Below are 19,422 nucleotides of genomic sequence, written 5' to 3' on the forward strand. Positions count from 1 at the left end.
TTCGCGACCAAGCCCGCGCTGGCGGTGCGGATGATCGAGCGGGCGATCGCGGCCGAAGTCCCGTTCACCTGGTTCGCTGACGACAGCGTTTACGGTGTTGGCGACGTTGAGCAGGCGATGCGCAGAGCGGGCAAAGGCTACGTCCTCGGCGTCGGCTCCAACCATCACTTCGGCTCTTGGGTAGGAAAGCCAGCCGTCTTCGGCACTGCAGGCGAGATCGCACAGGAGCTCGATGCCGCTGCCTGGCATCGCCTCTCGGCGGGTGAGGGTACGAAAGGCGCGAGGTTGCACGCTTACGCCTATCTCGAACTCGCCGATATCGACGCTGACGATGACGGTGAGGGACGCACCAGGGTGTGGACCCGGGGCTTGCTGATCCGGCGCCATGTAGCCGACGGCGAACTGGCGTTCTTCACGACCTGGTGTCCGGCTGGAACCAGGATCGCCGCCCTCGTGCAGGTCGAGGGCCATCGCTGGGCAATCGAGGACAGCTTCGAGACCGCCAAGAACGAGTTCGGTCTCGACCACAACGAAACTCGCTCGTGGCATGGCTGGCATCGCCACGTCTCGTTGGTCATGCTCGCGTTCGCCATGATGGCGGTGATCCGGCACCGGGCAAACGAGGCGACACCCCCAAAAAGAATGCGGACAGCACCCATGCGTTGATCCGCTGGTCGGTACAGGAGATCCGTCGCATCGCCGTTCGACTGGCCCAGCGCCGCATTGCGCCCGCTCACATCATCGCGTGGTCGCTATGGCGACGAGCGCACCAAGCCGCCGCCCGCCAAGCGCATCTTAAATACCGAACGCAACTCGCCCAATCGTCGGTGGGTTGGCGGCAGGCTGCGTCGCGTTCCTCTACGCGGCTGCGCAAGCGGCCCGAAGCTATGACGTTTCTGGTGCGACGCTGGCGGGCATCAGCTTCTGGGTCGAACTGCTGCTGCTCGTCGGCACTATTATTGCAGGCCTGCGCCGCGGCGGCTTCGGCTTCGATTTCACGTTCGGCTCGGCACGATTTGCTACCTTTGCGCATGCACATACGCAGGGCCTGTTCGGCACCACCGGCATCCGGCTCGGCTACTTCCGCCATCCCGCCGGTGGCACCGCACGGAGCCCGGACGGGCAACCTCTGCCGCTGCATTACACCGGCGAGCGCCACCTGCTGACCGTCGCGCCGACCCGTGCAGGCAAAGGCGTCTCGACCATCATCCCCAATCTGCTGGCGCACCAAGGATCGGCCATCATCATCGATCCAAAGGGTGAGAACGCGCGCACTACAGCCCGGCGGCGCTCGCAGCTGGGGATCGGCGCATGGGTACTCGACCCGTGGGGCATCAGCGGCTTCAAGCCCGCGCGCTTCAACCCGCTCGACATGCTGAAGCCGGACAGCCCGACGCTGATCGAAGACGCGACCGTGATCGCGGAGGCGCTCGTGATCCCGGAGACGGGGGGCAACGGCAAACACTTCAGCGAGCAGGCCAGCGATCTCATCAAGGGTTTCCTGATATACCTCGCGATCATGCCTGGCGAGGTCCGCACGCTCGGGCGACTGCGGGCGATCCTGACCATGCCGCCGAAGGAACTGGCGCAGGTCGGCATCGCGATGGCGAAGTCCCCGCACGCGATCGTGCGATCGGCCGCCGCGCAGTTCATTACCAAGAGCGAGACCGAGCGCTTGGGGGTCCTTTCGACCGCGCAGCGCAACACGCACTTCCTCGACAGTCCCGCCTTGCAGGCCAGCCTTGCCGCCAGCGACTTCAAGTTTGCCGACCTGAAAGGCAAGGAGCAGCTGTCGATCTACCTTGTCCTGCCTGTCGACCGGCTGACTTCGCACAGCCGCTGGTTGAGACTCCTGATCGCACAGGCGATCGCCGAACTAGCCAGGACTCCAGCCAAGCCGCCGCGGCCTGTGCTGTTCATGCTCGACGAGTTCGCGCAACTCGGGCGCATGCCGATCATCGAGGATGCCTACGGGTTGATGGCGGGCATGGGTCTCCAGCTGCACGTCATTTTCCAAGACCTCGCCCGGGCCAAGCGGCTGTATGGCGAAGGATGGCAAACCTTCGCCGCCAACGCGGGCGTCATGCAGTTCTTCGGCACCCGCGACCTGTTCACGGCGCAATACGTTTCCAGTCTGATCGGCATGACGACACGCACCGTGCGCAGCTCATCCACTACCAGCGGTAGCAGCAGCGGGACGAGCGGCACCCAGCATCAATCGGGGTCCAACAGCAGCAGCAGCGTCAGCTTCGCGCCGACGCAGCGCCCCTTGCTGTTCCCCGACGAATTGATGCGCATGGACCGGAATGCGCAGGTGCTGTTCGTCGAGAACGCCGATCCGGTCCTCGCCGATAAAATCACCTGGCATGAAGAAGCCGATTACCGGCAGTTGGCTGGTGCGCAGACGCTAGCTGCCTTGAAGGCGGTACATGCACCCACCAAGGCATGAACGGCAGTACGGCTGGCCTGTTCTCCCGGCAGCTATGTTAAGATGGGCACTATGATCGACGACCGCCTCACGCCCGAACAGATAGCCGCCGCTCGCGAGCGGCGGCTGATCGCCCAGCACCTTCAGCTGATCGAGGGCAATCCGCTCACGCCCGATCAGATTGAGATGTTCGAGATGTTCGAGCGTGAGGGCTGGTCGCATGAGCGTTGCCTTGAATACATTCTGCATCGCGCGCGCACTGGTGTCGGCCGTTGAACCGCTGGTCGGGCTACTTCTGGCCCGGCTGCGAAACCCTGCGCAACAAGCTCGGGATCAATGATGCGGAACGGTTAGATTATCATGAGCGCGAGATTGTCGCGCAACGTGCTCGCCAAGGTTGCCCGACCGGCGACTTCGACCTCAATCACCTGCAGGCAATTCACCACCACTTGTTTCAGGACATCTACGAGTGGGCAGGCCAGCTACGAACAGTCGATATCACTAAGAGCCGAACCGAAAATTGAGTTGAGCGATTTCAGCAGCTTGTGATTCACCGAGGGTTGCGAAGACCACGGAGATCACATGAGCTGGACCGAAACCGCTCGTCGCGAGCATGACCGAAGACGGCTGCGCTACGCAAGCGACTGCACCGACGGGGAATGGGCGATCATTGCCCCGCTGCTGGCACGAACGACGAAGGTAGGCCGCCCGCGCCTGCATAGGGCACGGGACCTGTGGAATGCGATCCAGTACCTTGCGGCAACGGGATGCCAGTGGGCCCAACTGCCCCGGGACTTCCCGCCGTTTACGACCGTGCAGTACCATTTTTACCGGATGCGCGACAGCGGCCTGCTCGATGCGGTCAACGCGGTGCTGGTGGTCGGAATGCGGGTCGCAGAAGGGCGCGTGGCCGAACCAACCGCGGGCATCATCGACAGCCAGTCGGTGAAAACCACCGAGGCCGGTGGGCCGCGCGGCTATGATGCGGGCAAGAGGATCAAGGGCCGCAAGCGTCACATCGCAACTGACACGGCTGGCAATCTGCTCGACGTCCTGGTTCATTCCGCCGATATCCAAGACCGTGACGGCGCGCCGGACCTCATCAAGCGCTGCCGGGATGCATATCCCTCGCTGGGCCGCTTCTTCGCCGATGGCGGCTATGCAGGACCCAAGCTGGAGGCTGCCATCGCGCATCTCGACCGCCTCGCCATCGAGATCGTCAGGCGCTCCGATGTCCGCCGCTTCGTCATCCTGCCGCGCCGGTGGGTCGTCGAGCGCACCATCGCATGGCTCAACCGATGCCGGCGCCTCGCCAAGGACTGGGAGGCTTCCATCGCTTCTTCCGAAGCTTGGCTTCTCATCGCTTCCATCAGGCGAATGACGCGCCGTATCGCAAAAATAGAATTATGAGTCAGGCTCTAAGGACGGTACTCGCTTCTCATCACGCAACGAGATCGTCGCCGACATGGCTGAGGTGCATGCGCGTGTACGGGGTGCTGATTACCTGACCGGCTTGCCGCGGGATCGATTCACGCTCGAAACCGCGATTGTGATCGGCGGCGTCAATAACGTGCACCCCTTCCGCGAAGGGAACGGCCGCACGCAGATGGAGTATTTACGTCAACTCGGTGAGCGAGCCGGATACGCGCTTGATCTGAAGGTGATCGAACCGGAACGCTGGGTTGCGGCATCACGCGAGACGAGCAACGGTCTGTACAGGACGATGCAGCATCAGATCGAACGCGCCGTGAGCGCCGAGCTTGACCGTGATGTGATCGAAGCCTTCGAACGTATGGCCGCCGGTCACACGCGAGAGCATGATCGCGACGGACATGAGCGCTAATGCAGCGGATGAACTGAGCTTTCATTCAAAGCGAAGCGAATCATTTTGCTTTTTTTCGGGGAGGCTGTCGCGGTGTCGCAGGCTTGGCCCAACTCGGTTCACCGTAGATTTTGGTACTGTCGTCGGACATGCGGCGGCGTGGCGTTGTTATAACGCCGAACGTCGATGACTCGGACGAGTAGGTATTCTGCGGGGCGACCGGCTGCTGCTGTAAACTTCGGTCACCTACCGCCAGCCCGGCATATTCGAGTTGCCCGGCGTCAACGAATGCGTAATCGACTCCGCGCGTATAAAGCGGTTGTCCTCCCCACCCGGCACAAGCGTATTGCTCGGCTTCAACAGCGACCCGACGACCGCCTGCGATTGTGATGTACCAGGCACGCTGCAGCACCCCTTGATAGCGACAGCCAAGCGGCATCGGTATTTTGGTTGCGAAATGCCGCTGCTTGTCCGCGGTGAATGCCTCACCATTGCGCGCCACATTGTAGACGGCCCAGCCTTGACCGCTGTTGTAAGGAACCAGTGAGCCGATCATGTACGACTGGTCTATTGCGATCACATCAACATCGCGCTTGTGCGGGCGACGGCGCAGCCAGGCTTTAGCGCCGTCGAAGCAGTAGGCCTTGCCGAGCCGATCGTCGGGACCGCAGTTACCGGCACGCTCAGCTAAGATGCGCGCGCGTCCGAGCGACCAGACGGCCACCGCGGTCGGTGCTGCGTAGGTAGATGACGCGGCAGTCGTCTGCTGCCTCGAACTATCAGCAGTTGTACCAGGCCGAAAGAATGGCGGGTCTTCCGTTAACGCGGCATCACGGTAACTAAACTCACCGTTGTTTGCGATATCGCATTTCACGAATCGAGCCACGCTAATATTTGTTGGCAAACCGGTAACCTGCCGAACGTGCAGTGAAGACAGTCCATAATCCGGGCACCGTTGCAGTCCGGAACTAGCAGTCGGCCCCTTCAACCGCCACTCACCCTTCTTGTTCTTCTCAATATACGCCACCCTGTAAAATCGATCCAAGGGCAGCACACCGGCGTTGCGCATTTGCGGCATGCCTCGCTCGAAATATGCAATGTAGAAGCTGTTTAAGCCTTTGGCGTCTGCAAGCCTGATTGCGGAATCAGCGCAGGTGTAAATCGGCAGTTTCGAGTACTGACAGTTTGGGTCTGCATACATTGCAAACTGCGGCCCGATGATCAGGTCACAATTATTGTTCGAGTTGTTCGAACAAATCGATAGGTCCGAGTCAAACAGAGACACTAAGGGATTGGGATCCGGCTTAGTGACGACACTAACCTTTTCCTTAGCCTCTACTGTACAGCTTCGTGGCGTCTGACCTGAAACGACATATTTGTTGCCATTCCAACTGTACTTCGGATCGCTACCCTCACAGCCGGGGCCACCAACCTGAATGTCGGGCCAACCTTGCCGACGATTGGACAGGATTTTGTAGACGCCTTGTGAAGAAAGGACCTGCCGCCACATACCGACGGACGTTCTGACCGCAATGGCAAACCAACCCGCATTACCCCCTTCGCAGATGCCGTCGCCGAAAATCAGCTCGGGCTGTCCATCCTTGTTCAGGTCCTTGCGTTCTGGTGCTTCGACCGGCTCGTCGCATCCATTCAGGACGCGGCTACCTTGTATCTTCAAACCCGCTGCAATCGCGGCACCGCGGATGTCGGCAGGCGTGATGACCGCAGCACGAACAGCAGGTTTCACCGGCGCGCGCCGCGTTTGGGCGTTGGCGGCAAAGGGCATAAGACATAACGAGAGTACGGTAGAGGTAATCGTGCGCATATGCGTCCCCCCAAGCTGAAGCGCACCACCCGGCCTGGAGCCGGGAGGTTGGTCACGCGCAGCACAGGGAAACGCGTCTTCCGTATTCGCTACGAGAGCTGTTCTATTCGGGGAGCCACCCGACAAGCGGGGTTCCCTATGCTGAGCGCGATGCGCTGCGCCGTTCGGTGACCAAACTTCCGGGCGCGGCAGCGGTATGGATGATCGTGGAGTCCGTGTCTAGTCGACTTCCTCGGACCGGCCAGAAGCCCAGTGAGCGATTTAGCTTGACATAGTGGCACCTTTTATGGTGCCATATCGCTGAAGATGAATATGCCGATTCTGCCTCCAACCCGTATTCCGCTAGTCTTTTACCAATCGGAAGCCGGTAACGAGCCGGTCCGCGACTGGCTGCTTAGCCTGACTGACGCGAACCGGGCCGAGATCGGGCTGGACCTGATGCGCGTGCAATGGCGCTGGCCGGTCGGCATGCCCTTGGTGCGGCCGATGGGCGGCGGGTTGCATGAGGTGCGAACGTCATTGCCGGACGGCACGATCGCCCGCGTGCTGATCTGCTTTCACGGCGGCGAACTGTACGCGCTGCATGGTTTTATCAAAAAGACGCCGACCACGCCCAAAGCCGATTTGGATTTGGCATTAAACCGGAAGAAGGAGGTTCAGAATGGCTGATAATAAGCACCGGGGTTCGACCCTCGACAGCTTCCTTGCGGAGCAAGGCACGCTGGAGACCTTCCAGGCGAAGGCGATCAAGGAGGTGATCGCCTGGCAACTTACGGAGGCCATGCGTGAGCGCAAGATCAGCAAGCGCGGGCTTGCAACGATGATGCATACCAGTCGGACGCAGGTCGATCGTGTGCTTGATCCGAACGACAGCAATGTGACGATCGAGACTTTGCAGCGCGCGGCAGAGGTCGTCGGTCGAAAGGTGCAGCTTCAGCTCGTTTGAAAGCGCGACTACAAGCGGCAGCTGCTAGGTTGGTCGAGACATATAGACGAGCAAAGCGAACCGTGCTCCGATCCGGCTTGAGCCGCATCCGACTATCTCTTACACATGCCTTTCACACCCTGCCGATTTTACACAAAGTCTTACACATTCCCGGGCTTCGGCAGAAAAGGTGGAATGAAATCAATGTGTTGGTCAGATGTAATCAGACTTAAAATCGGTTTCCTTCGGAGTGCGGGTTCAAGTCCCGCCGTCCGCACCATCTTTCTCGCCGCCTTGCTGGCATCGGGCGGATGCCAGCGACGGCCCGATACCGGCGCGGTCGTGGTCAGCGCGATTGGCGAGGCTCCGGCGCTGGGCGGCACCGGCACGCCCTCGCGGTTGCTGGCCGATGCGACTGCACAGGGTCTGGTCCGCTTCGACGCAAGCGGCCAGATCGAGCCGGGACTGGCGCAACGCTGGACCGTCATCGACGACGGCATGAGCTACATCTTTCGGCTTCGCGAAGCGACATGGGGCGACGGTACGCCGGTCACCGCGCCCCAAGTCGTCGGGGTCCTCAAGCGCCAGTTGCGTCCCGCCGCACACAACCCGCTCGCGCCGTTCCTCAGCGCGGTCGACGAGATCGTCGCAATGACGCCGCAGGTGATCGAGGTTCGGCTGTCGCGTCCACGTCCCGATCTCCTCAAGCTGTTCGCGCAGCCCGAAATGGCGATGATCCGCCTGGCGCGTGCCAGCGGATCGGGGCCGATGCGCGTTGTCGGGAAAGATTGCGACACGCTGCTCCGCCCCGCGCTTGATCCCGACCGCGCCGACCCGGACGATGCCGGCCCGCCGCCCGAGGACGACGTACGACTGATCGCCGAACGCCCAGCGCGCGCGGTGGCGCGCTTCGCCGCCCACCAATCGGACCTGGTCGCCGGGGGCACCTTTGCCGACTGGCCGCTGGTGGCCGCCGGCGGTGTCGCACCCGCCAACATCCGCATCGATCCCGCGGCGGGGCTGTTCGGGCTGGCGGTTGTCGATCGGTCCGGGTTCCTGGGCGACCTGAATAACCGGATCGTCGTGGCGCAGGCGTTCGATCGCCTGGCGCTGACCGGTGCGCTGGGCGCGGCGTGGGAACCCGCGGACCACATCCTTCCCGAAGCGCTCGACTCGGCGGCGCCGCCCGCCGCTCCGGCATGGACGCTGCTGACCCAGGCGCAACGCATCGCAGGCGCGCGCGCGCAGGTGGCGCGCTGGACCGCCAACCCGGTCCGCCTGCGCGTCGCCATGCCCGGCGGATCCGGCGCGACGATCGTCTACGGCCACATCGCCGCCGCGCTGATCACCATAGGTATCGTGCCCGAGCGCGTCGGCATCGATGCGGCGGCCGACCTCCGGCTGGTCGACGCGGTCGCGCCGTATGACAGCGCGCGCTGGTATCTGGCGACCGCCTGCGTCGCGTGCGGCAAGGCGGCGCAAGACGCGTTGGAGGCGGCGCGGATGGCGTCGACGCTCGCAGCGCGCAGTACCGCCATTGCCACGGCCGACCGCGCGCTGGATGCCGATGCCGCCTTCATCACCCTCGCACGGCCACTGCGCTGGTCGCTGGTCGCACAACGGCTGGCGCAGTGGCAGCCGAACACGCGCGCGTGGCATCCGTTGAACCGGCTGCGCCGCGATACCAGATAGACGGGCATGAACAGCGCAGACTTCGCCGGCATCGCCGACCGCCTTCCCCTCGGCCGCGACGCCCCCTCGGTCCGCCGCCGGATCGAGGCCATGGAGCAGTTGCTCGAGGGCCTGTTCACCATTCCCGGCACCAACCGCCGGATCGGGCTCGACGTGGTGCTCGATCTGATCCCCGTCGTCGGGTCTACCGTGGGCGCAGCCATGGGATCGTGGCTGCTGTGGGAGGCGCGCAATCTGGGCATGTCGAAGTGGCAGATGACGCGGATGGCGGGCAACGTCGGCACCGATTGGGTGCTCGGTCTGATCCCCTGGGTCGGCGCCATACCCGATCTGTTCTTCAAGTCGAACACCCGCAACCTCCGCCTCGTCCGCCGCCACCTCGACCGTCACCATCCGGCGACGGTAACGCTGGAGGCCTGACGCGCGTACATTCCCCGTTCGCCCTGAGCGAAGTCGAAGGGTAGCCCTCCCCAGGTGCTTCGACTGCGCTCAGCACGAACGGGATGTTAACGCCCCCCGCGCCAGATCTTGAGCGCTGCGCCCTTTGCGAGCCCGCCCTGATGCGCCGGGCAGCGGCGGTAGCGGAAGCGGGTGTCGAGGCAGAGCCACACCTCGTCGAGCCAGCCCTGCCGGTCGGCGGTGACGCGCATCATGTCCGCCGACAGCCCCGGATTGGCCGCCGCCATCGCTTGCGCGAAGCGGCCGACGGTCAGCGAGGAGCGGGACAGCGCGTCCATGTCCGGGTAGCGCAGCCGGGCATAGGCGCGGGTCGAGCGGGCGAAGTACGTGGCGGGTCGCTCGCCGGGCATACAGGTGCCGTGCTTGGCCCATTCGTGCTGGATCAGCTGCGGCGACGGCGTCGAGCACAGGGTCGCGCGAACCACCGGTTTTGGTACCAGCCCGGTCGCGGTGCAATATTGCGGCCAGTCCTTGCCCACACCGTCGGGCCACAGCCCGTGAAGGGTGAAGCCGAAGCGGTTGCCCGCGCCGCATTGCAGCCGCGCCGCTGGGCGATCGCCCCCGGCCTTGCAGAATTGCGGCGCCCAGGTGATCGCCAGCGTATAGCCCCCGATCGGCACCACACGCTTCGGCTGGTCGGCGCTCGGCAGATCGGCGTGCGCGACCGGGACATTGGCGGGCATGGCGCAGCGATATGCCTGCGCCTGTGCCATGCCGGGAAAGGCCAACGCCGCTACGGCGAACGCGCGCGCGATCATGCGAAGTCGCCTCGGCCGACGCTCTCGCCGAACCATTCGCGTGCGTCGGGCCGGAACAGCAGCCAGACCGCGACCGCGTTGAGGATCACCGCCACGACGCTGAGCACCCCGCCTAGCCCCGGCGCCATCGTGCCCATCGCCAAGCCGATCAGCAGCCCGACGATGCCGAGCGCGAACAGCACAACGACGATCCACTTGGCGACCACGCTCGCGCGCCGCGCCACGAAATACCAGAGGATCAGCGGGATGAAATAGCCGATCGCGGTCAGCGTCGGCAGGTACCAGGCGCCGAACATCACCTGCGCATCGCGCACCGCGGGCATCGCGGTGTAGCGCTGCCAGTTGAGCGCGGCGTTGACGGCGCCGACGACGAGCGCGCCGAGATAACAATAATCGAAGCGGACGATGGACAATGGTCTGATCATGGTTGGCTCCCCTGTTCTTGCACCGTTATTGCAGTCCCGCGCGCGGACTCAAGCGCTCGCGAAGTCCAGGCCGATGTCCGCCGCGGGCGCCGATTGGGTAAGGCGCCCTACCGAGACATAGGTCACTCCGGTTTCGGCGATCCCGCGGATCGTCTCCAGGGTGACCCCGCCCGAAGCCTCGGTCGGCACGCGCCCGCCGACCAATGTCACCGCACCGCGCAAGGTCGCCGCGTCCATATTGTCGAGCAGCAGGTGGGTCGCGCCCGCCGCCAGGGCGGGTTCGATCTGGTCGATGCGGTCGACCTCGACGATGATCCCCGCAATTCCTGCCGCTTTCGCGCGGGCGACCGCCTCGCCGACATTCCCTGCGACCGCGACGTGATTGTCCTTGATCATCGCGGCATCCCACAGCCCCATGCGGTGGTTCTGCGCGCCGCCCATCCGGGTTGCGTATTTCTCCAGCACGCGCAGGCCGGGAATGGTTTTTCGCGTGTCGAGCAGGACCGCGCCGGTGCCGAGCAGGCGATCGACGTAGCTGCGGGTCATCGTCGCGATGCCCGACAGGTGCTGGACGGTGTTGAGCGCCGAGCGTTCCGCGGTGAGCAGCGCGCGGGCGTTGCCGGCAATGCGCATCAGGTCGGTGCCTGCCGCCACCTGCGCGCCGTCCTCGACCAGCCGCTCGATCGTTGCGTCGGGATCGAGGGCGCGGAAGAACGCCTCCGCCAGTGGCAACCCCGCGACGGTGATCGCGTCGCGCGAGTCCATGATGCCGGTGAAACGCGCGTCCGCGGGGATCACCGCGGCGGAGGTGATGTCGCCCTGTACGCCGAGGTCCTCGGCAAGCGTGGCGGCGACGAAGGCGGCGATGTCGAAACCGGGCAAGTTCATGGGGTTACTCCGCGAAACTTCTCAGACGTCGCGCATACAAGGTTACACTGCGGCAATGGAAGGTGAGGCTAAGGTGAGGCCAACCCGCTTCTTTGGCTCCCCTCCCTTGCAGGGAGGGGAGCGCTTACAGGCCGGGCTTCGTGTAGGACAGCCTCAATCCCCCGTGACCGGCACGGGGCCCAAGTCGCCCTGCCCGACCGTGCCGCTCGCCATCGCCAGCATCGCGTCGAGGCTCTTCTTGGCCCTCAGTCGCAATCCCTGCTCGATCTCGATCCTGGGCTCCAGATCGCGCAGCGCGACGTACAGTTTCTCCATCGTGTTCAGCGCCATGTACGGGCAGATGTTGCAATTGCAGTTCCCGTCCGCGCCCGGCGCGCCGATGAAGCGCTTGCCCGGTATCGCCTTGGTCATCTGGTGGATGATGTGCGGCTCGGTCGCGACGATCAGCGTTTCGTGCCCAAGCGCGTTGGCATATTCCAGGATGCCACGGGTCGATCCGACGTAATCGGCGTGGTCGAGGATCACCGCGGGACATTCGGGGTGTGCCGCCACCGGTGCGCCCGGATGCTGCGCTTTCAGCTTGAGCAGTTCGGTCTCGCTGAACGCCTCGTGGACGATACATACGCCGGGCCACAGCAGCATGTCGCGCCCGGTCTTGCGGACCAGATAGCCGCCGAGATTGCGGTCGGGGCCGAAGATGATCGGCTGATCGGGCGGGATCAGCGAGAGGATCTTTTCCGCCGACGAGGAGGTGACGATGATGTCGCTGAGCGCCTTCACCTCGGTCGAGCAATTGATGTAGGTCAGCGCGATGTGATCGGGATGCGCGGCGCGGAAGGCGGCGAATTGTTCGGGCGGGCAAGAGTCTTCCAGGCTGCACCCGGCGTCCATGTCGGGCAGCACGACGATCTTTTCGGGGCTGAGGATCTTGGCGGTCTGCGCCATGAAGCGCACCCCGCAGAAGGCGATGACGTCGGCGTCGGTCTCCTGCGCCTTGCGGGACAGATCGAGGCTGTCGCCGACGAAGTCCGCGATGTCCTGCAATTCCGGGCGCTGATAGTAATGCGCGAGGATGACGGCGTTGCGCTCGCGGCGCAGCCGATCGATTTCGACGCGCAGGTCGACGCCCTGCAAATGGCCCGGATTGATCGTCATCGCTGCACTCCCTTGCGTACGGACACATAGGGGGTGCTACGCCGCTTGTCAGCGTCCCGGCCGGATGGCAGCTTGCGCGCGATCGGGGAGGACATGGCGGGTACGACGATTGCGAAGACCGGCCGCCTGTCCGGGCATCCGCCCGGCCTGTGGGTGCTGGCCGGGACAGAGCTGTGGGAGCGCATCTCGTTCCACGGCATGCAGGCGCTGCTGGTGCTCCACATGGTCGGCCAATTGCTGCTCCCCGGCCATGTCGAGCATATCGCGGGCTTCGCGCGCTACCGCGCCATCGTCGAAGGCGTGACCGGGCCGCTGTCGGTGCAGGCGCTCGCGGCGCAGACCTTCGGACTGTACGTCGGGCTGATCTATTTCACCCCCCGTCATCGGCGGGGCGATCGGCGATCGGCGACCGGCTGACCGGGCGGCGGGTGGCGGTGACGACGGGCGCGGTGCTGATGACCGCGGGGCATTTCTCGCTGGCGTTCGACGCCTCGTTCCTGCTTGCGCTGCTGCTGCTGATCCTGGGCGCCGGGCTGGTGCGCGGCAATTTGTCGGCGCAGGTCAAGTCGCTCTACGCCGACGGCGACCGACGCGAGGCCGATGCATTCCAGCTCTATTACGTTGGCATCAATCTCGGCGCGTTCGTCGCGCCGATCGTCACCGGCACGCTGGCGACGGTATACGGCTGGCACACCGGCTTCGCTTTTGCCGGGCTGGGGATGCTGATCGGGCTCCTCGTCTACCTCGCCGGGCAGCGGCATCTGCCGCCCGATGCGGCGCGGGTCGCCGCCGTCAAGCGCCCCGCGCTGAGCGTGCCGGAGAAGCGGCGGCTGTTCGGGCTGGCGCTACTCTGGCCGGTCAGCGTCGGCTTCTGGATCGCGCAATCGCAGGTGTGGAACGTCTACAACCTGTGGGTGCGCGACCATCTCGACCTGAACGTCGCCGGGTTCGCGATGCCGGTGCCGTGGCTGCAGGCGCTCGATGGGTTGGCGCCGGTGCTGGTAATACCGTTCTTCCTCGCGCTCTGGCAGCGGCAGGCGGCGCGCGGGCGCGAGCCCGACGATCTGCGCAAGATGGCGATCGGGTGCCTGGTGTTCGCGGGCGGGGTCGCGTGGCTGGCGCTGGCGCCGCTGGTGTCGGGCGCGGATGCGCGCGCGCCGCTGCTCTGGGCGGTCGCATTCCACCTGCTGTCCAACATCGGCTGGCTCTATTTCACACCCGTCGCGCTCGCGCTCTATGCGGCCAAGGCACCCGCCGGGCTGCGCGGCACGCTGATCGGCGTGAACAGCCTTGCGACCTTTGCGGGCAGCGTCGCCAGCGGGCGCTTGGGTGGATCGTACGAGACGATGCCGGTGTCGCACTTCTGGCTGATCCATGCGGGGATCGTCTGGGCGGCGGGAGTCGTGCTGCTGCTGGCTGGCGGGCCGTTGCGGCGGTTGCCGGCCGAGGGTTAGCGCGCGTTGCCGAGCACCTCTTCGAGGCTGCGTGTCGTATCCCAGCGTTCGCTGCTCGGGCGCGCCTCGTCGGCGAAACGGACGCGGACGGTTGCGGCGACGCCGACCGCGCGGAGCGGCATCGCGAAGCTGCGCTCGACCGCGCGCCGGGTTGCGTCGCGGGCCAGGCGCATCGGCACCGCATCGCGCGCCTGCGCGACGAGCTGCGCCTGGCCCGCACGGCGATTGGCTTCGTCGAGGCGCTTCTCGGCATCGGTGAAGGTCGTCAGCACCCCCTTCGATCCATATTCGCGGATCGCCGACAGGTCGACCTGCGGGCCGTCGATCTCGACCGGGGGAAGCGTCACCGACAGCGTACTTGTCGCCGGGTCCCAAGTAACGTCGCGCTGGGTGAGCTTGCCCAGGTCGACTTCGTAGCGGACCATGCCCGGCATGATCAGCGTCTTCTCGGCGGAAAAACCCAGCGCGGTCTGGCGCGACGTGACGACGGCAACGAAGCGCGCGGCGAAGGCGGACAGGCGGTTCTGTTCGCGCAGCCCTTCCAGGCTGGCGCTCGCGATCGTCGTCGGATCGGGGGCGAGCCGGTCGGCGACGTAGCGCTGGACGCCCCACAACGCGAGCAGCACCGCGAGTACGAAGATCGCGACGACTCCCGCCGCCTTGGCGAGGAACGAGGAGACGCCACCGCGCGGCGTCTCGATCACCGGGTCCGCCATGTCGCGCCCTCCTCGCTCACCAGGTCGCGCCGCGCCAGGTCGATCAGATGCGCGAGCACCGATCGCTCGGCGGCGGGCGCGAGCCGCGGGTCGAGCCCGGCGTACATCCGCGCGACCATCGCGGGGACATCGCGTGGCCCCTCGCGCAGCAGCCGCAGGATCTGCCCCTCGCGCTGCTTCCTGTGCCCGAGCATGCCGCGGACCAGCCGCTGCGGGTTCTCCACCGCCTCGCCGTGGCCGGGATAATAGACGCGGTCGTCTCGCTCCATCAGCCTTTGAAGGCTGCGCATATAGTCGCCCATGTCGCCGTCGGGCGGCGACACCACCGAGGTCGACCAGGCCATGACGTGGTCGCCCGAGAATAGCGCTCCGGCTCCCGCCTGCGCCTCCGCCAGCGCGAACGACAGGTGGTTGGAGGTATGCCCCGGCGTCGCGAGCGCACTCAGCGTCCAGCCATCGCCGGCAACGCGCTCGCCGTCGGCCAGCACGCGGTCGGGCGCGTAATCGGCGTCGAAGGCGGCATCGACGGGCGCACCCTCGTCCGAGCGATGGAAGGGCGCGGCGCCGACGATCGGCGCGCCGGTCGCCATCGCCAGCGCGCGCGTCGCAGGGCTGTGATCGCGGTGGTGGTGGGTGACGAGAATCGCGCGCACCGGCCGTCCGGCGATCGTGGCCGCCAAGGCGGCGAGGTGGCGCGGATCGTCGGGGCCCGGGTCTATTACCGCCAGATCGGTCGTGCCGACGAGATGCGTTTGGGTGCCGGTGAAGGTGTACGGCGACGGATTGGGGGCCAGAACCCGCACGACGAGCGGTTCGAGCGCGATCGGGATGCCGGTGGGCGCATCGGCCATCTCCAGGGAGATGACGGCGCGGGCGGCAGAAGGCAAGCCCCCTTCCGCCGCTTATGCGTCGGCGTCAGCGCGTCTGGGCAAGGTCTGCCTCGATCTCGGCGATCGAAGCATCGACCGCCGCCAGCGCGTTGCTACGCTCGGCTTCGGGAAAGGCAGGTGTCGCCGCCTGCGTCGCGATCGAACGGCGCACGGTGTGCAGGCTTGCCAAGGCCTGCCGGTACGCACCCTGCTCGACACCCGATGCCGCTTCTGAGCGGGTGCACAGGATTGTGTACGTCTTGTCGCCACCCTCGCCCTTGAAGACCATCGCGGGCGGCGGCGCCTTGCCCGCCGCGCCGCAGCCATCGGGAAGCGCGAAGTCGCGCGGCAGGACGACGCCCGGCGGCAACGGCGCGCCCGGCGCCACGCTCATTCGCCGGACCATCAGCGTCGGCGCGCCCCGCTCGCCCGGGCGCACCACGATCGTGCGGGCCTGCGCATCCGCTTCGGGAGGTGCGGGGGCAATCGGCGGTTCGGGCGGAGCGGGCTGCGGATTGGCGGCGAGCCAAGCCTCGGCCGCCGCACCCTCGTAGCGGCGGGTGCGGCCGTCCTCGGTCACCGTCACGTGGACGGCCCCGCCATCGCGCACGGTGGCGACGTGCCGCCCGCCCGATCCCGGCACGGTCGGTCCCGGCGGGGCCGGGCGCGCGTTCGGGCCTTCCTGGAACATCGCGGTCGAGGCAAGGGCGTCGAGCGGCACGCCGGTCGCCTGCTCGACATGCGCGCGGACGGTCGCCGCCGCGTCGCCGCCGCTCGCGGTGAGGCCGAGTAGCGCCAGGGTGGCGCTTCCGATGGCGGCGGCGCCGGCAATGCGCCGGGCGCGGCTCGTGGGATTGGCAAGCATCCTCAATCGTCCTTTCAGGTCGTTGGCGGTGGTGAGGCCGCACGCGGCGGCCGGGATGGGAACGAACGCCGGTCCGACGCCCGCCGCCTTGGCCAGCGTGCAGCCATAGGCGTAACGCTCGCCCGGTCCGCGCCGGGCAAGGACGTGGGCGTCGTTCGCCATCTCCTGATCCGCGCGGAAAACGCGCAAGGCGCCCCAGGCAAGCGGGTTGAACCAATGGAGCGCCAGCACCAGCAGCGCCGCCCAATTGGCGGCCACATCGCCGCGGCGATGGTGCGCGACTTCGTGCGCCAGCGCCAACGCGCGCTCGCCGGCGTCGTAGCGCAAGCGGAAGTCGAGCGGCAGCGCCACGACTGGCCGGACGAGGCCGTAGGCGAGCGGGTCGGCGACCGCGTCCGACACGACCAGCGCGATGCGGCCGACCCGCCCGATGGCGACGCCCGACTCAGCGACGCGGCGGGTGAAGCGGCGATAGGCGACCGCATGCCAGCCCAGGAACAGCAGCACGCCTGCGCCCCACAGCCCGGCCAGCGCGATGCCGGCCAGCGGCGATGCCGCCGCGGGCATGGGCGCGAATGCGGGCAGGACGAGCATCACCACCCGCTCGCCCGCAGCGGCGAGCGGCGCGGGCGCGGCGCGCAACCAGTCGGCGGGCAGCGGCGGCAACGCCAGCCGCAGCACGGGCAGCGCCCATAACGCATAGGCGACGGTCGGGCCGAACGCGCGGCGCACCGGCAGCCGCACGCAGAGCACCAGCGCGATGAGCGCCGCCGACGCGATGAGCGCGTCGATGGCCCAGCCGATCACGACTTGAGCGCCTTGAGCAACGCCTCGATCTCGGCGATGTCGGCGGCGGTCAATTCATCGCGTTCGGCAAGATGCGCGACCAGCGGCGTCAGCTTGCCGCCGAAGAGCCGGTCGATCAGCCGCCGCGATTCGCCCGCGACATAATCGCCGCGCTCGACCGCTGGGCGGTAGAGATAGCGGCGCCCATCGGCCTCATGCACGATCGCCGCCTTGGCGAGCAGGCGGCCGAGCAGGGTCTTGACGGTGGCGGTGCTCCAGCCGCGCTGCGGATCGACGCGCTCGACAACATCCTGGGCGGTAAGCGGCGCTTCGTCCCAGAGCACCTCCATCACCGCATGTTCGGCTTCGCTGATCCGTTCGGCCACGACTCGCCCCCATCGACTACACATGTAATCGTACCGATTACGTATGTAGTCAAGAGGCGGGTCGAAAGCGTCGGACTATTTTACAGGCACACCATGAGCCCTGCGCGCGTTAACCTTCGTACGCCGCGGAAAGGTGCTGGTCGATGAGAATGGCACGCGGCCTGCAGGGCCCGGGACATACCGATGCGTCGCAGGACGCTTCAGCGGGGCGGCACGGGCAACCGGCCGCCCCAACCCGGTTTTCAGGCAGGCTTCAAAGCGTCTGCCAGTTCGCCGCTCTCGTACATTTCCATCATGATGTCGGAGCCGCCGACGAACTCGCCGTGCGCGTAGAGTTGCGGAATGGTCGGCCAGTCCGAATAAGCCTTGATCCCCTGACGAATGCCCTGGTCCTGGAGCACGTCCACGCTCTCGAACTCGACCTCCAGATGGTTGAGGATCGCGACCGCGCGGCTGGAGAACCCGCATTGCGGGAACAAGGGCGTGCCCTTCATGAAGAGCAGGACGGGCTTGTCCTTGACCAAGGCGTCGATGCGGTCGTAGCTGTCGCTGGTAGTTTCGGGGGTCATGTCAAAGTCCTTGCGGAATGGCGGTGGTGAGTTGGAGCGCGTGGAGCTCGCCACCCATGCGGTGTCCCAGCGCCGCGTACACCGCGCGCTGCTGCTTGACGCGGTTCATGCCGGCGAAGCTCGCAGCGGTGACACGCGCGGCATAATGGTCGCCATCGCCCGCCAGGTCGGTGATCTCGACCTCGGCGTCGGGAATGCCCGCGCGGATCAGCGCGGCGATGTCGTCGGCGGCCATCGGCACGTCAGTGCGCCTCCAGCAGCTGGCGGCGCGCCTCGACCGCCTGTTCCTCCAGCGCGCGGCGTACCACGCCCTCGTCGATCTCGACCCCCGCCGCATTCATGTCGCCGAGCAGCTTGCGGATGACGTCCTCGTCGCCGGCCTCCTCGAACTCGGCTTGGACCACCGCCTTGGCATAGGCGTCCGCCTCCTCCGGCGTCAGTTTCATGTGCTGCGCCGCCCAGTGACCGAGCAGCCGGTTGCGCCGCGCCACGACGCGGAACGCCATCTCCTGCTCGCGCACGAACTGCCCCTCGAAAGCGCGTTCCCGGTCGTTGAAAGTGGTCATGCGCGGCTCCCGTTGCGTATGGGAAAGAGATAGGACGGGAAGCCGTTCGGCGCAACGCGCTCAGCCGTCATCCGAGAAGAGCTCGGCAGTGACATCGCGGCCGCGGGCGAGCACCCGCAGGACCGTGACGGTCTCGCCAGCCGAGACATAGGCGATCGTCACCTAACGCCGGAACACGCGCGTGCGCAGCGCAGGTCTGAGATCGGGGCGCGGCGTGCCGCGATCGGGAAAGTCGCGAAGGCTCTCGATCCAGGCGAGCAGCGCATCGATCCAGCGGTCGGCGACCATTTGCCCTGCCTCCCGCCGCAACCAGGCGCGATACGCGCGCAGATCGCGCCGAGCTCCGACCGACAATTCAACGTTCATCGTGTCGCTCACCGCCCCGGATCGACAGCGAACTCCTTGCGCACATCGGCCAGCGGCACGGTCTCCAACGTTCCGGCCTCCCACGCGTCATATGCTTCCACGACGGGCCCTTTCAGCCACGCCTCGGTGGCCCGTTCCCGCTCGTTGAGCGCGCGCAGGCCTTCGCGGATGACTTCGCTTTCATCGGCGTAGGTTCCCGAGGCCACGCGTGCGCGAACAGCTTCGGCCAAAGAGTCGGGCAAGGTAATGCTCATCTGGTTCGAGCCCATCGTCTACTCCCTACGGCCGAAAGAATAGGATCAGTAAGGGGCTGGGGCAACGCCTACGGCTCGACGACCAGTTTTCCGATCGCAGCGCGTGCCGCCATCTTGGCGATCGCGTCGCCGCCGCGCGCCAGCGGGAAGGTTTCGGTGACCCGCGGGGCGATCTTGCCGGCGGCCCAAAGCGCGAACAGCCGGTCGATGTTCG

Annotated in this window: 26 protein-coding genes and 1 pseudogene; 12 read left to right on the plus strand and 15 right to left on the minus strand. The window is 66.1% G+C overall.

What is annotated here, in order from left to right:
• The 6 genes and pseudogenes from ACE5C1_RS00005 to ACE5C1_RS00030 form a co-directional block, all read left to right on the plus strand.
• Positions 1–666: IS701 family transposase (locus tag ACE5C1_RS00005; protein ID WP_374942010.1), on the plus strand; the 666-nt coding region annotated here is incomplete at its 5' end.
• A gap of 166 nt (positions 667–832) precedes the next feature.
• Positions 833–2,449 carry a type IV secretory system conjugative DNA transfer family protein gene (locus ACE5C1_RS00010; protein ID WP_374942011.1) on the plus strand — a complete coding sequence of 539 codons (1,617 nt, stop codon included), beginning with the start codon at positions 833–835 and terminating at the stop codon, positions 2,447–2,449.
• A 51-nt stretch (positions 2,450–2,500) separates the two neighbouring features.
• Positions 2,501–2,704 carry a hypothetical protein gene (locus ACE5C1_RS00015; protein ID WP_374942012.1) on the plus strand — a complete coding sequence of 68 codons (204 nt, stop codon included), beginning with the start codon at positions 2,501–2,503 and terminating at the stop codon, positions 2,702–2,704.
• Entirely contained in the window at positions 2,701–2,952 is a 252-nt protein-coding gene (locus ACE5C1_RS00020) for a hypothetical protein (RefSeq protein ID WP_374942013.1), read from the plus strand. Before ACE5C1_RS00015 ends, ACE5C1_RS00020 begins: the two co-directional genes overlap by 4 nt.
• A 58-nt stretch (positions 2,953–3,010) precedes the next feature.
• Positions 3,011–3,838 carry an IS5 family transposase gene (locus tag ACE5C1_RS00025; protein WP_374942014.1) on the plus strand — a complete coding sequence of 276 codons (828 nt, stop codon included), beginning with the start codon at positions 3,011–3,013 and terminating at the stop codon, positions 3,836–3,838.
• Positions 3,839–3,869: 31 nt separating this feature from the next.
• Positions 3,870–4,271: pseudogene (locus ACE5C1_RS00030) on the plus strand (Fic family protein); the annotation flags it as partial.
• A 40-nt stretch (positions 4,272–4,311) separates the two neighbouring features.
• Here ACE5C1_RS00030 and ACE5C1_RS00035 read toward each other — a convergent pair.
• A complete protein-coding gene (locus tag ACE5C1_RS00035) occupies positions 4,312–6,036 on the minus strand; it encodes a hypothetical protein (protein ID WP_374942015.1) in 1,725 nt (574 codons plus the stop codon).
• A gap of 345 nt (positions 6,037–6,381) precedes the next feature.
• On the opposite strand from ACE5C1_RS00035, the gene ACE5C1_RS00040 reads away from it, so the two are divergent.
• From ACE5C1_RS00040 to ACE5C1_RS00055, 4 genes are all read left to right on the plus strand, one after another.
• Entirely contained in the window at positions 6,382–6,744 is a 363-nt protein-coding gene (locus tag ACE5C1_RS00040; protein WP_374942016.1) for a type II toxin-antitoxin system RelE/ParE family toxin, read from the plus strand.
• The gene (locus ACE5C1_RS00045; protein WP_374942017.1) at positions 6,737–7,021 is read left to right on the plus strand and encodes a Fis family transcriptional regulator; all 285 of its coding nucleotides are present in this window, start codon (positions 6,737–6,739) and stop codon (positions 7,019–7,021) included. The genes ACE5C1_RS00040 and ACE5C1_RS00045 overlap by 8 nt, the downstream gene beginning before the upstream one ends.
• A gap of 321 nt (positions 7,022–7,342) precedes the next feature.
• The gene (locus ACE5C1_RS00050) at positions 7,343–8,692 is read left to right on the plus strand and encodes an ABC transporter substrate-binding protein (protein WP_374942018.1); all 1,350 of its coding nucleotides are present in this window, start codon (positions 7,343–7,345) and stop codon (positions 8,690–8,692) included.
• 6 nt (positions 8,693–8,698) lie between these two features.
• Positions 8,699–9,112 carry a DUF4112 domain-containing protein gene (locus ACE5C1_RS00055; protein ID WP_374942019.1) on the plus strand — a complete coding sequence of 138 codons (414 nt, stop codon included), beginning with the start codon at positions 8,699–8,701 and terminating at the stop codon, positions 9,110–9,112.
• A gap of 86 nt (positions 9,113–9,198) precedes the next feature.
• Here ACE5C1_RS00055 and ACE5C1_RS00060 read toward each other — a convergent pair whose 3' ends face one another.
• The 4 genes from ACE5C1_RS00060 to nadA form a co-directional block, all read right to left on the minus strand.
• Positions 9,199–9,909 carry a ribonuclease T gene (locus tag ACE5C1_RS00060; RefSeq protein WP_374942020.1) on the minus strand — a complete coding sequence of 237 codons (711 nt, stop codon included), beginning with the start codon at positions 9,907–9,909 and terminating at the stop codon, positions 9,199–9,201.
• Positions 9,906–10,334 carry a hypothetical protein gene (locus tag ACE5C1_RS00065; RefSeq protein WP_374942021.1) on the minus strand — a complete coding sequence of 143 codons (429 nt, stop codon included), beginning with the start codon at positions 10,332–10,334 and terminating at the stop codon, positions 9,906–9,908. Before ACE5C1_RS00065 ends, ACE5C1_RS00060 begins: the two co-directional genes overlap by 4 nt.
• A gap of 48 nt (positions 10,335–10,382) precedes the next feature.
• A complete protein-coding gene (gene nadC, locus ACE5C1_RS00070) occupies positions 10,383–11,222 on the minus strand; it encodes a carboxylating nicotinate-nucleotide diphosphorylase (protein ID WP_374942022.1) in 840 nt (279 codons plus the stop codon).
• A gap of 153 nt (positions 11,223–11,375) precedes the next feature.
• Positions 11,376–12,377, minus strand: a complete 1,002-nt coding sequence (nadA, locus tag ACE5C1_RS00075; protein ID WP_374942023.1) for a quinolinate synthase NadA — start codon at positions 12,375–12,377, stop codon at positions 11,376–11,378.
• A 93-nt stretch (positions 12,378–12,470) separates the two neighbouring features.
• On the opposite strand from nadA, the gene ACE5C1_RS00080 reads away from it, so the two are divergent.
• Positions 12,471–12,794, plus strand: coding sequence for a hypothetical protein (locus tag ACE5C1_RS00080; RefSeq protein WP_374942024.1), 324 nt, complete (start codon positions 12,471–12,473; stop codon positions 12,792–12,794).
• A gap of 11 nt (positions 12,795–12,805) precedes the next feature.
• Positions 12,806–13,831 carry a peptide MFS transporter gene (locus tag ACE5C1_RS00085; protein ID WP_374942025.1) on the plus strand — a complete coding sequence of 342 codons (1,026 nt, stop codon included), beginning with the start codon at positions 12,806–12,808 and terminating at the stop codon, positions 13,829–13,831.
• Here ACE5C1_RS00085 and ACE5C1_RS00090 read toward each other — a convergent pair.
• From ACE5C1_RS00090 to ACE5C1_RS00135, 10 genes are all read right to left on the minus strand, one after another.
• Positions 13,828–14,547 carry a DUF4230 domain-containing protein gene (locus tag ACE5C1_RS00090; protein WP_374942026.1) on the minus strand — a complete coding sequence of 240 codons (720 nt, stop codon included), beginning with the start codon at positions 14,545–14,547 and terminating at the stop codon, positions 13,828–13,830. The genes ACE5C1_RS00085 and ACE5C1_RS00090 overlap by 4 nt on opposite strands.
• Complete coding sequence (locus ACE5C1_RS00095) at positions 14,532–15,398, minus strand: MBL fold metallo-hydrolase (protein ID WP_374942027.1); 867 nt, start codon at positions 15,396–15,398, stop codon at positions 14,532–14,534. Before ACE5C1_RS00095 ends, ACE5C1_RS00090 begins: the two co-directional genes overlap by 16 nt.
• Positions 15,399–15,462: 64 nt before the next feature.
• Complete coding sequence (locus ACE5C1_RS00100) at positions 15,463–17,088, minus strand: M56 family metallopeptidase (RefSeq protein WP_374942028.1); 1,626 nt, start codon at positions 17,086–17,088, stop codon at positions 15,463–15,465.
• On the minus strand, positions 17,085–17,453 hold the full coding sequence (locus ACE5C1_RS00105) for a BlaI/MecI/CopY family transcriptional regulator (protein ID WP_374942029.1): 369 nt from the start codon (positions 17,451–17,453) through the stop codon (positions 17,085–17,087). The genes ACE5C1_RS00100 and ACE5C1_RS00105 overlap by 4 nt, the downstream gene beginning before the upstream one ends.
• 242 nt (positions 17,454–17,695) lie before the next feature.
• Entirely contained in the window at positions 17,696–18,022 is a 327-nt protein-coding gene (gene grxD, locus ACE5C1_RS00110) for a Grx4 family monothiol glutaredoxin (RefSeq protein WP_374942030.1), read from the minus strand.
• A 1-nt stretch (position 18,023) separates the two neighbouring features.
• Positions 18,024–18,263: a BolA/IbaG family iron-sulfur metabolism protein gene (locus ACE5C1_RS00115; RefSeq protein ID WP_374942031.1), complete on the minus strand. Its 240-nt coding sequence runs from the start codon at positions 18,261–18,263 to the stop codon at positions 18,024–18,026.
• Between the two features lies 1 nt (position 18,264).
• Positions 18,265–18,588, minus strand: a complete 324-nt coding sequence (locus ACE5C1_RS00120) for a DUF1476 domain-containing protein (protein ID WP_374942032.1) — start codon at positions 18,586–18,588, stop codon at positions 18,265–18,267.
• A 162-nt stretch (positions 18,589–18,750) separates the two neighbouring features.
• Positions 18,751–18,966: a type II toxin-antitoxin system RelE/ParE family toxin gene (locus ACE5C1_RS00125; RefSeq protein ID WP_374942033.1), complete on the minus strand. Its 216-nt coding sequence runs from the start codon at positions 18,964–18,966 to the stop codon at positions 18,751–18,753.
• Positions 18,963–19,223: a type II toxin-antitoxin system ParD family antitoxin gene (locus ACE5C1_RS00130; protein WP_374942034.1), complete on the minus strand. Its 261-nt coding sequence runs from the start codon at positions 19,221–19,223 to the stop codon at positions 18,963–18,965. Before ACE5C1_RS00130 ends, ACE5C1_RS00125 begins: the two co-directional genes overlap by 4 nt.
• Before the next feature lie 53 nt (positions 19,224–19,276).
• Positions 19,277–19,422, minus strand: a 146-nt coding sequence (locus ACE5C1_RS00135; RefSeq protein ID WP_374942035.1) for a zinc-binding dehydrogenase, incomplete at its 5' end; no start/stop codon positions are given.

This window comes from Sphingomonas sp., assembly GCF_964263785.1.
Taxonomy (GTDB): domain Bacteria; phylum Pseudomonadota; class Alphaproteobacteria; order Sphingomonadales; family Sphingomonadaceae; genus Sphingomonas.

Excerpts from the sequence above, each read along its gene's own strand:
- ACE5C1_RS00025 (WP_374942014.1), top strand. The coding sequence starts at position 3,011 with ATGAGCTGGACCGAAACCGCTCGTCGCGAGCATGACCGAAGACGGCTG.
- ACE5C1_RS00120 (WP_374942032.1), bottom strand. The coding sequence starts at position 18,588 with ATGACCACTTTCAACGACCGGGAACGCGCTTTCGAGGGGCAGTTCGTG.
- ACE5C1_RS00015 (WP_374942012.1), top strand. The coding sequence starts at position 2,501 with ATGATCGACGACCGCCTCACGCCCGAACAGATAGCCGCCGCTCGCGAG.
- ACE5C1_RS00055 (WP_374942019.1), top strand. The coding sequence starts at position 8,699 with ATGAACAGCGCAGACTTCGCCGGCATCGCCGACCGCCTTCCCCTCGGC.
- ACE5C1_RS00080 (WP_374942024.1), top strand. The coding sequence starts at position 12,471 with ATGGCGGGTACGACGATTGCGAAGACCGGCCGCCTGTCCGGGCATCCG.
- ACE5C1_RS00065 (WP_374942021.1), bottom strand. The coding sequence starts at position 10,334 with ATGATCAGACCATTGTCCATCGTCCGCTTCGATTATTGTTATCTCGGC.
- nadC (WP_374942022.1), bottom strand. The coding sequence starts at position 11,222 with ATGAACTTGCCCGGTTTCGACATCGCCGCCTTCGTCGCCGCCACGCTT.
- ACE5C1_RS00095 (WP_374942027.1), bottom strand. The coding sequence starts at position 15,398 with ATGGCCGATGCGCCCACCGGCATCCCGATCGCGCTCGAACCGCTCGTC.
- grxD (WP_374942030.1), bottom strand. The coding sequence starts at position 18,022 with ATGACCCCCGAAACTACCAGCGACAGCTACGACCGCATCGACGCCTTG.
- ACE5C1_RS00130 (WP_374942034.1), bottom strand. The coding sequence starts at position 19,223 with ATGGGCTCGAACCAGATGAGCATTACCTTGCCCGACTCTTTGGCCGAA.
- ACE5C1_RS00060 (WP_374942020.1), bottom strand. The coding sequence starts at position 9,909 with ATGATCGCGCGCGCGTTCGCCGTAGCGGCGTTGGCCTTTCCCGGCATG.
- ACE5C1_RS00090 (WP_374942026.1), bottom strand. The coding sequence starts at position 14,547 with ATGGCGGACCCGGTGATCGAGACGCCGCGCGGTGGCGTCTCCTCGTTC.
- ACE5C1_RS00040 (WP_374942016.1), top strand. The coding sequence starts at position 6,382 with ATGAATATGCCGATTCTGCCTCCAACCCGTATTCCGCTAGTCTTTTAC.
- ACE5C1_RS00035 (WP_374942015.1), bottom strand. The coding sequence starts at position 6,036 with ATGCCCTTTGCCGCCAACGCCCAAACGCGGCGCGCGCCGGTGAAACCT.
- ACE5C1_RS00045 (WP_374942017.1), top strand. The coding sequence starts at position 6,737 with ATGGCTGATAATAAGCACCGGGGTTCGACCCTCGACAGCTTCCTTGCG.
- nadA (WP_374942023.1), bottom strand. The coding sequence starts at position 12,377 with ATGACGATCAATCCGGGCCATTTGCAGGGCGTCGACCTGCGCGTCGAA.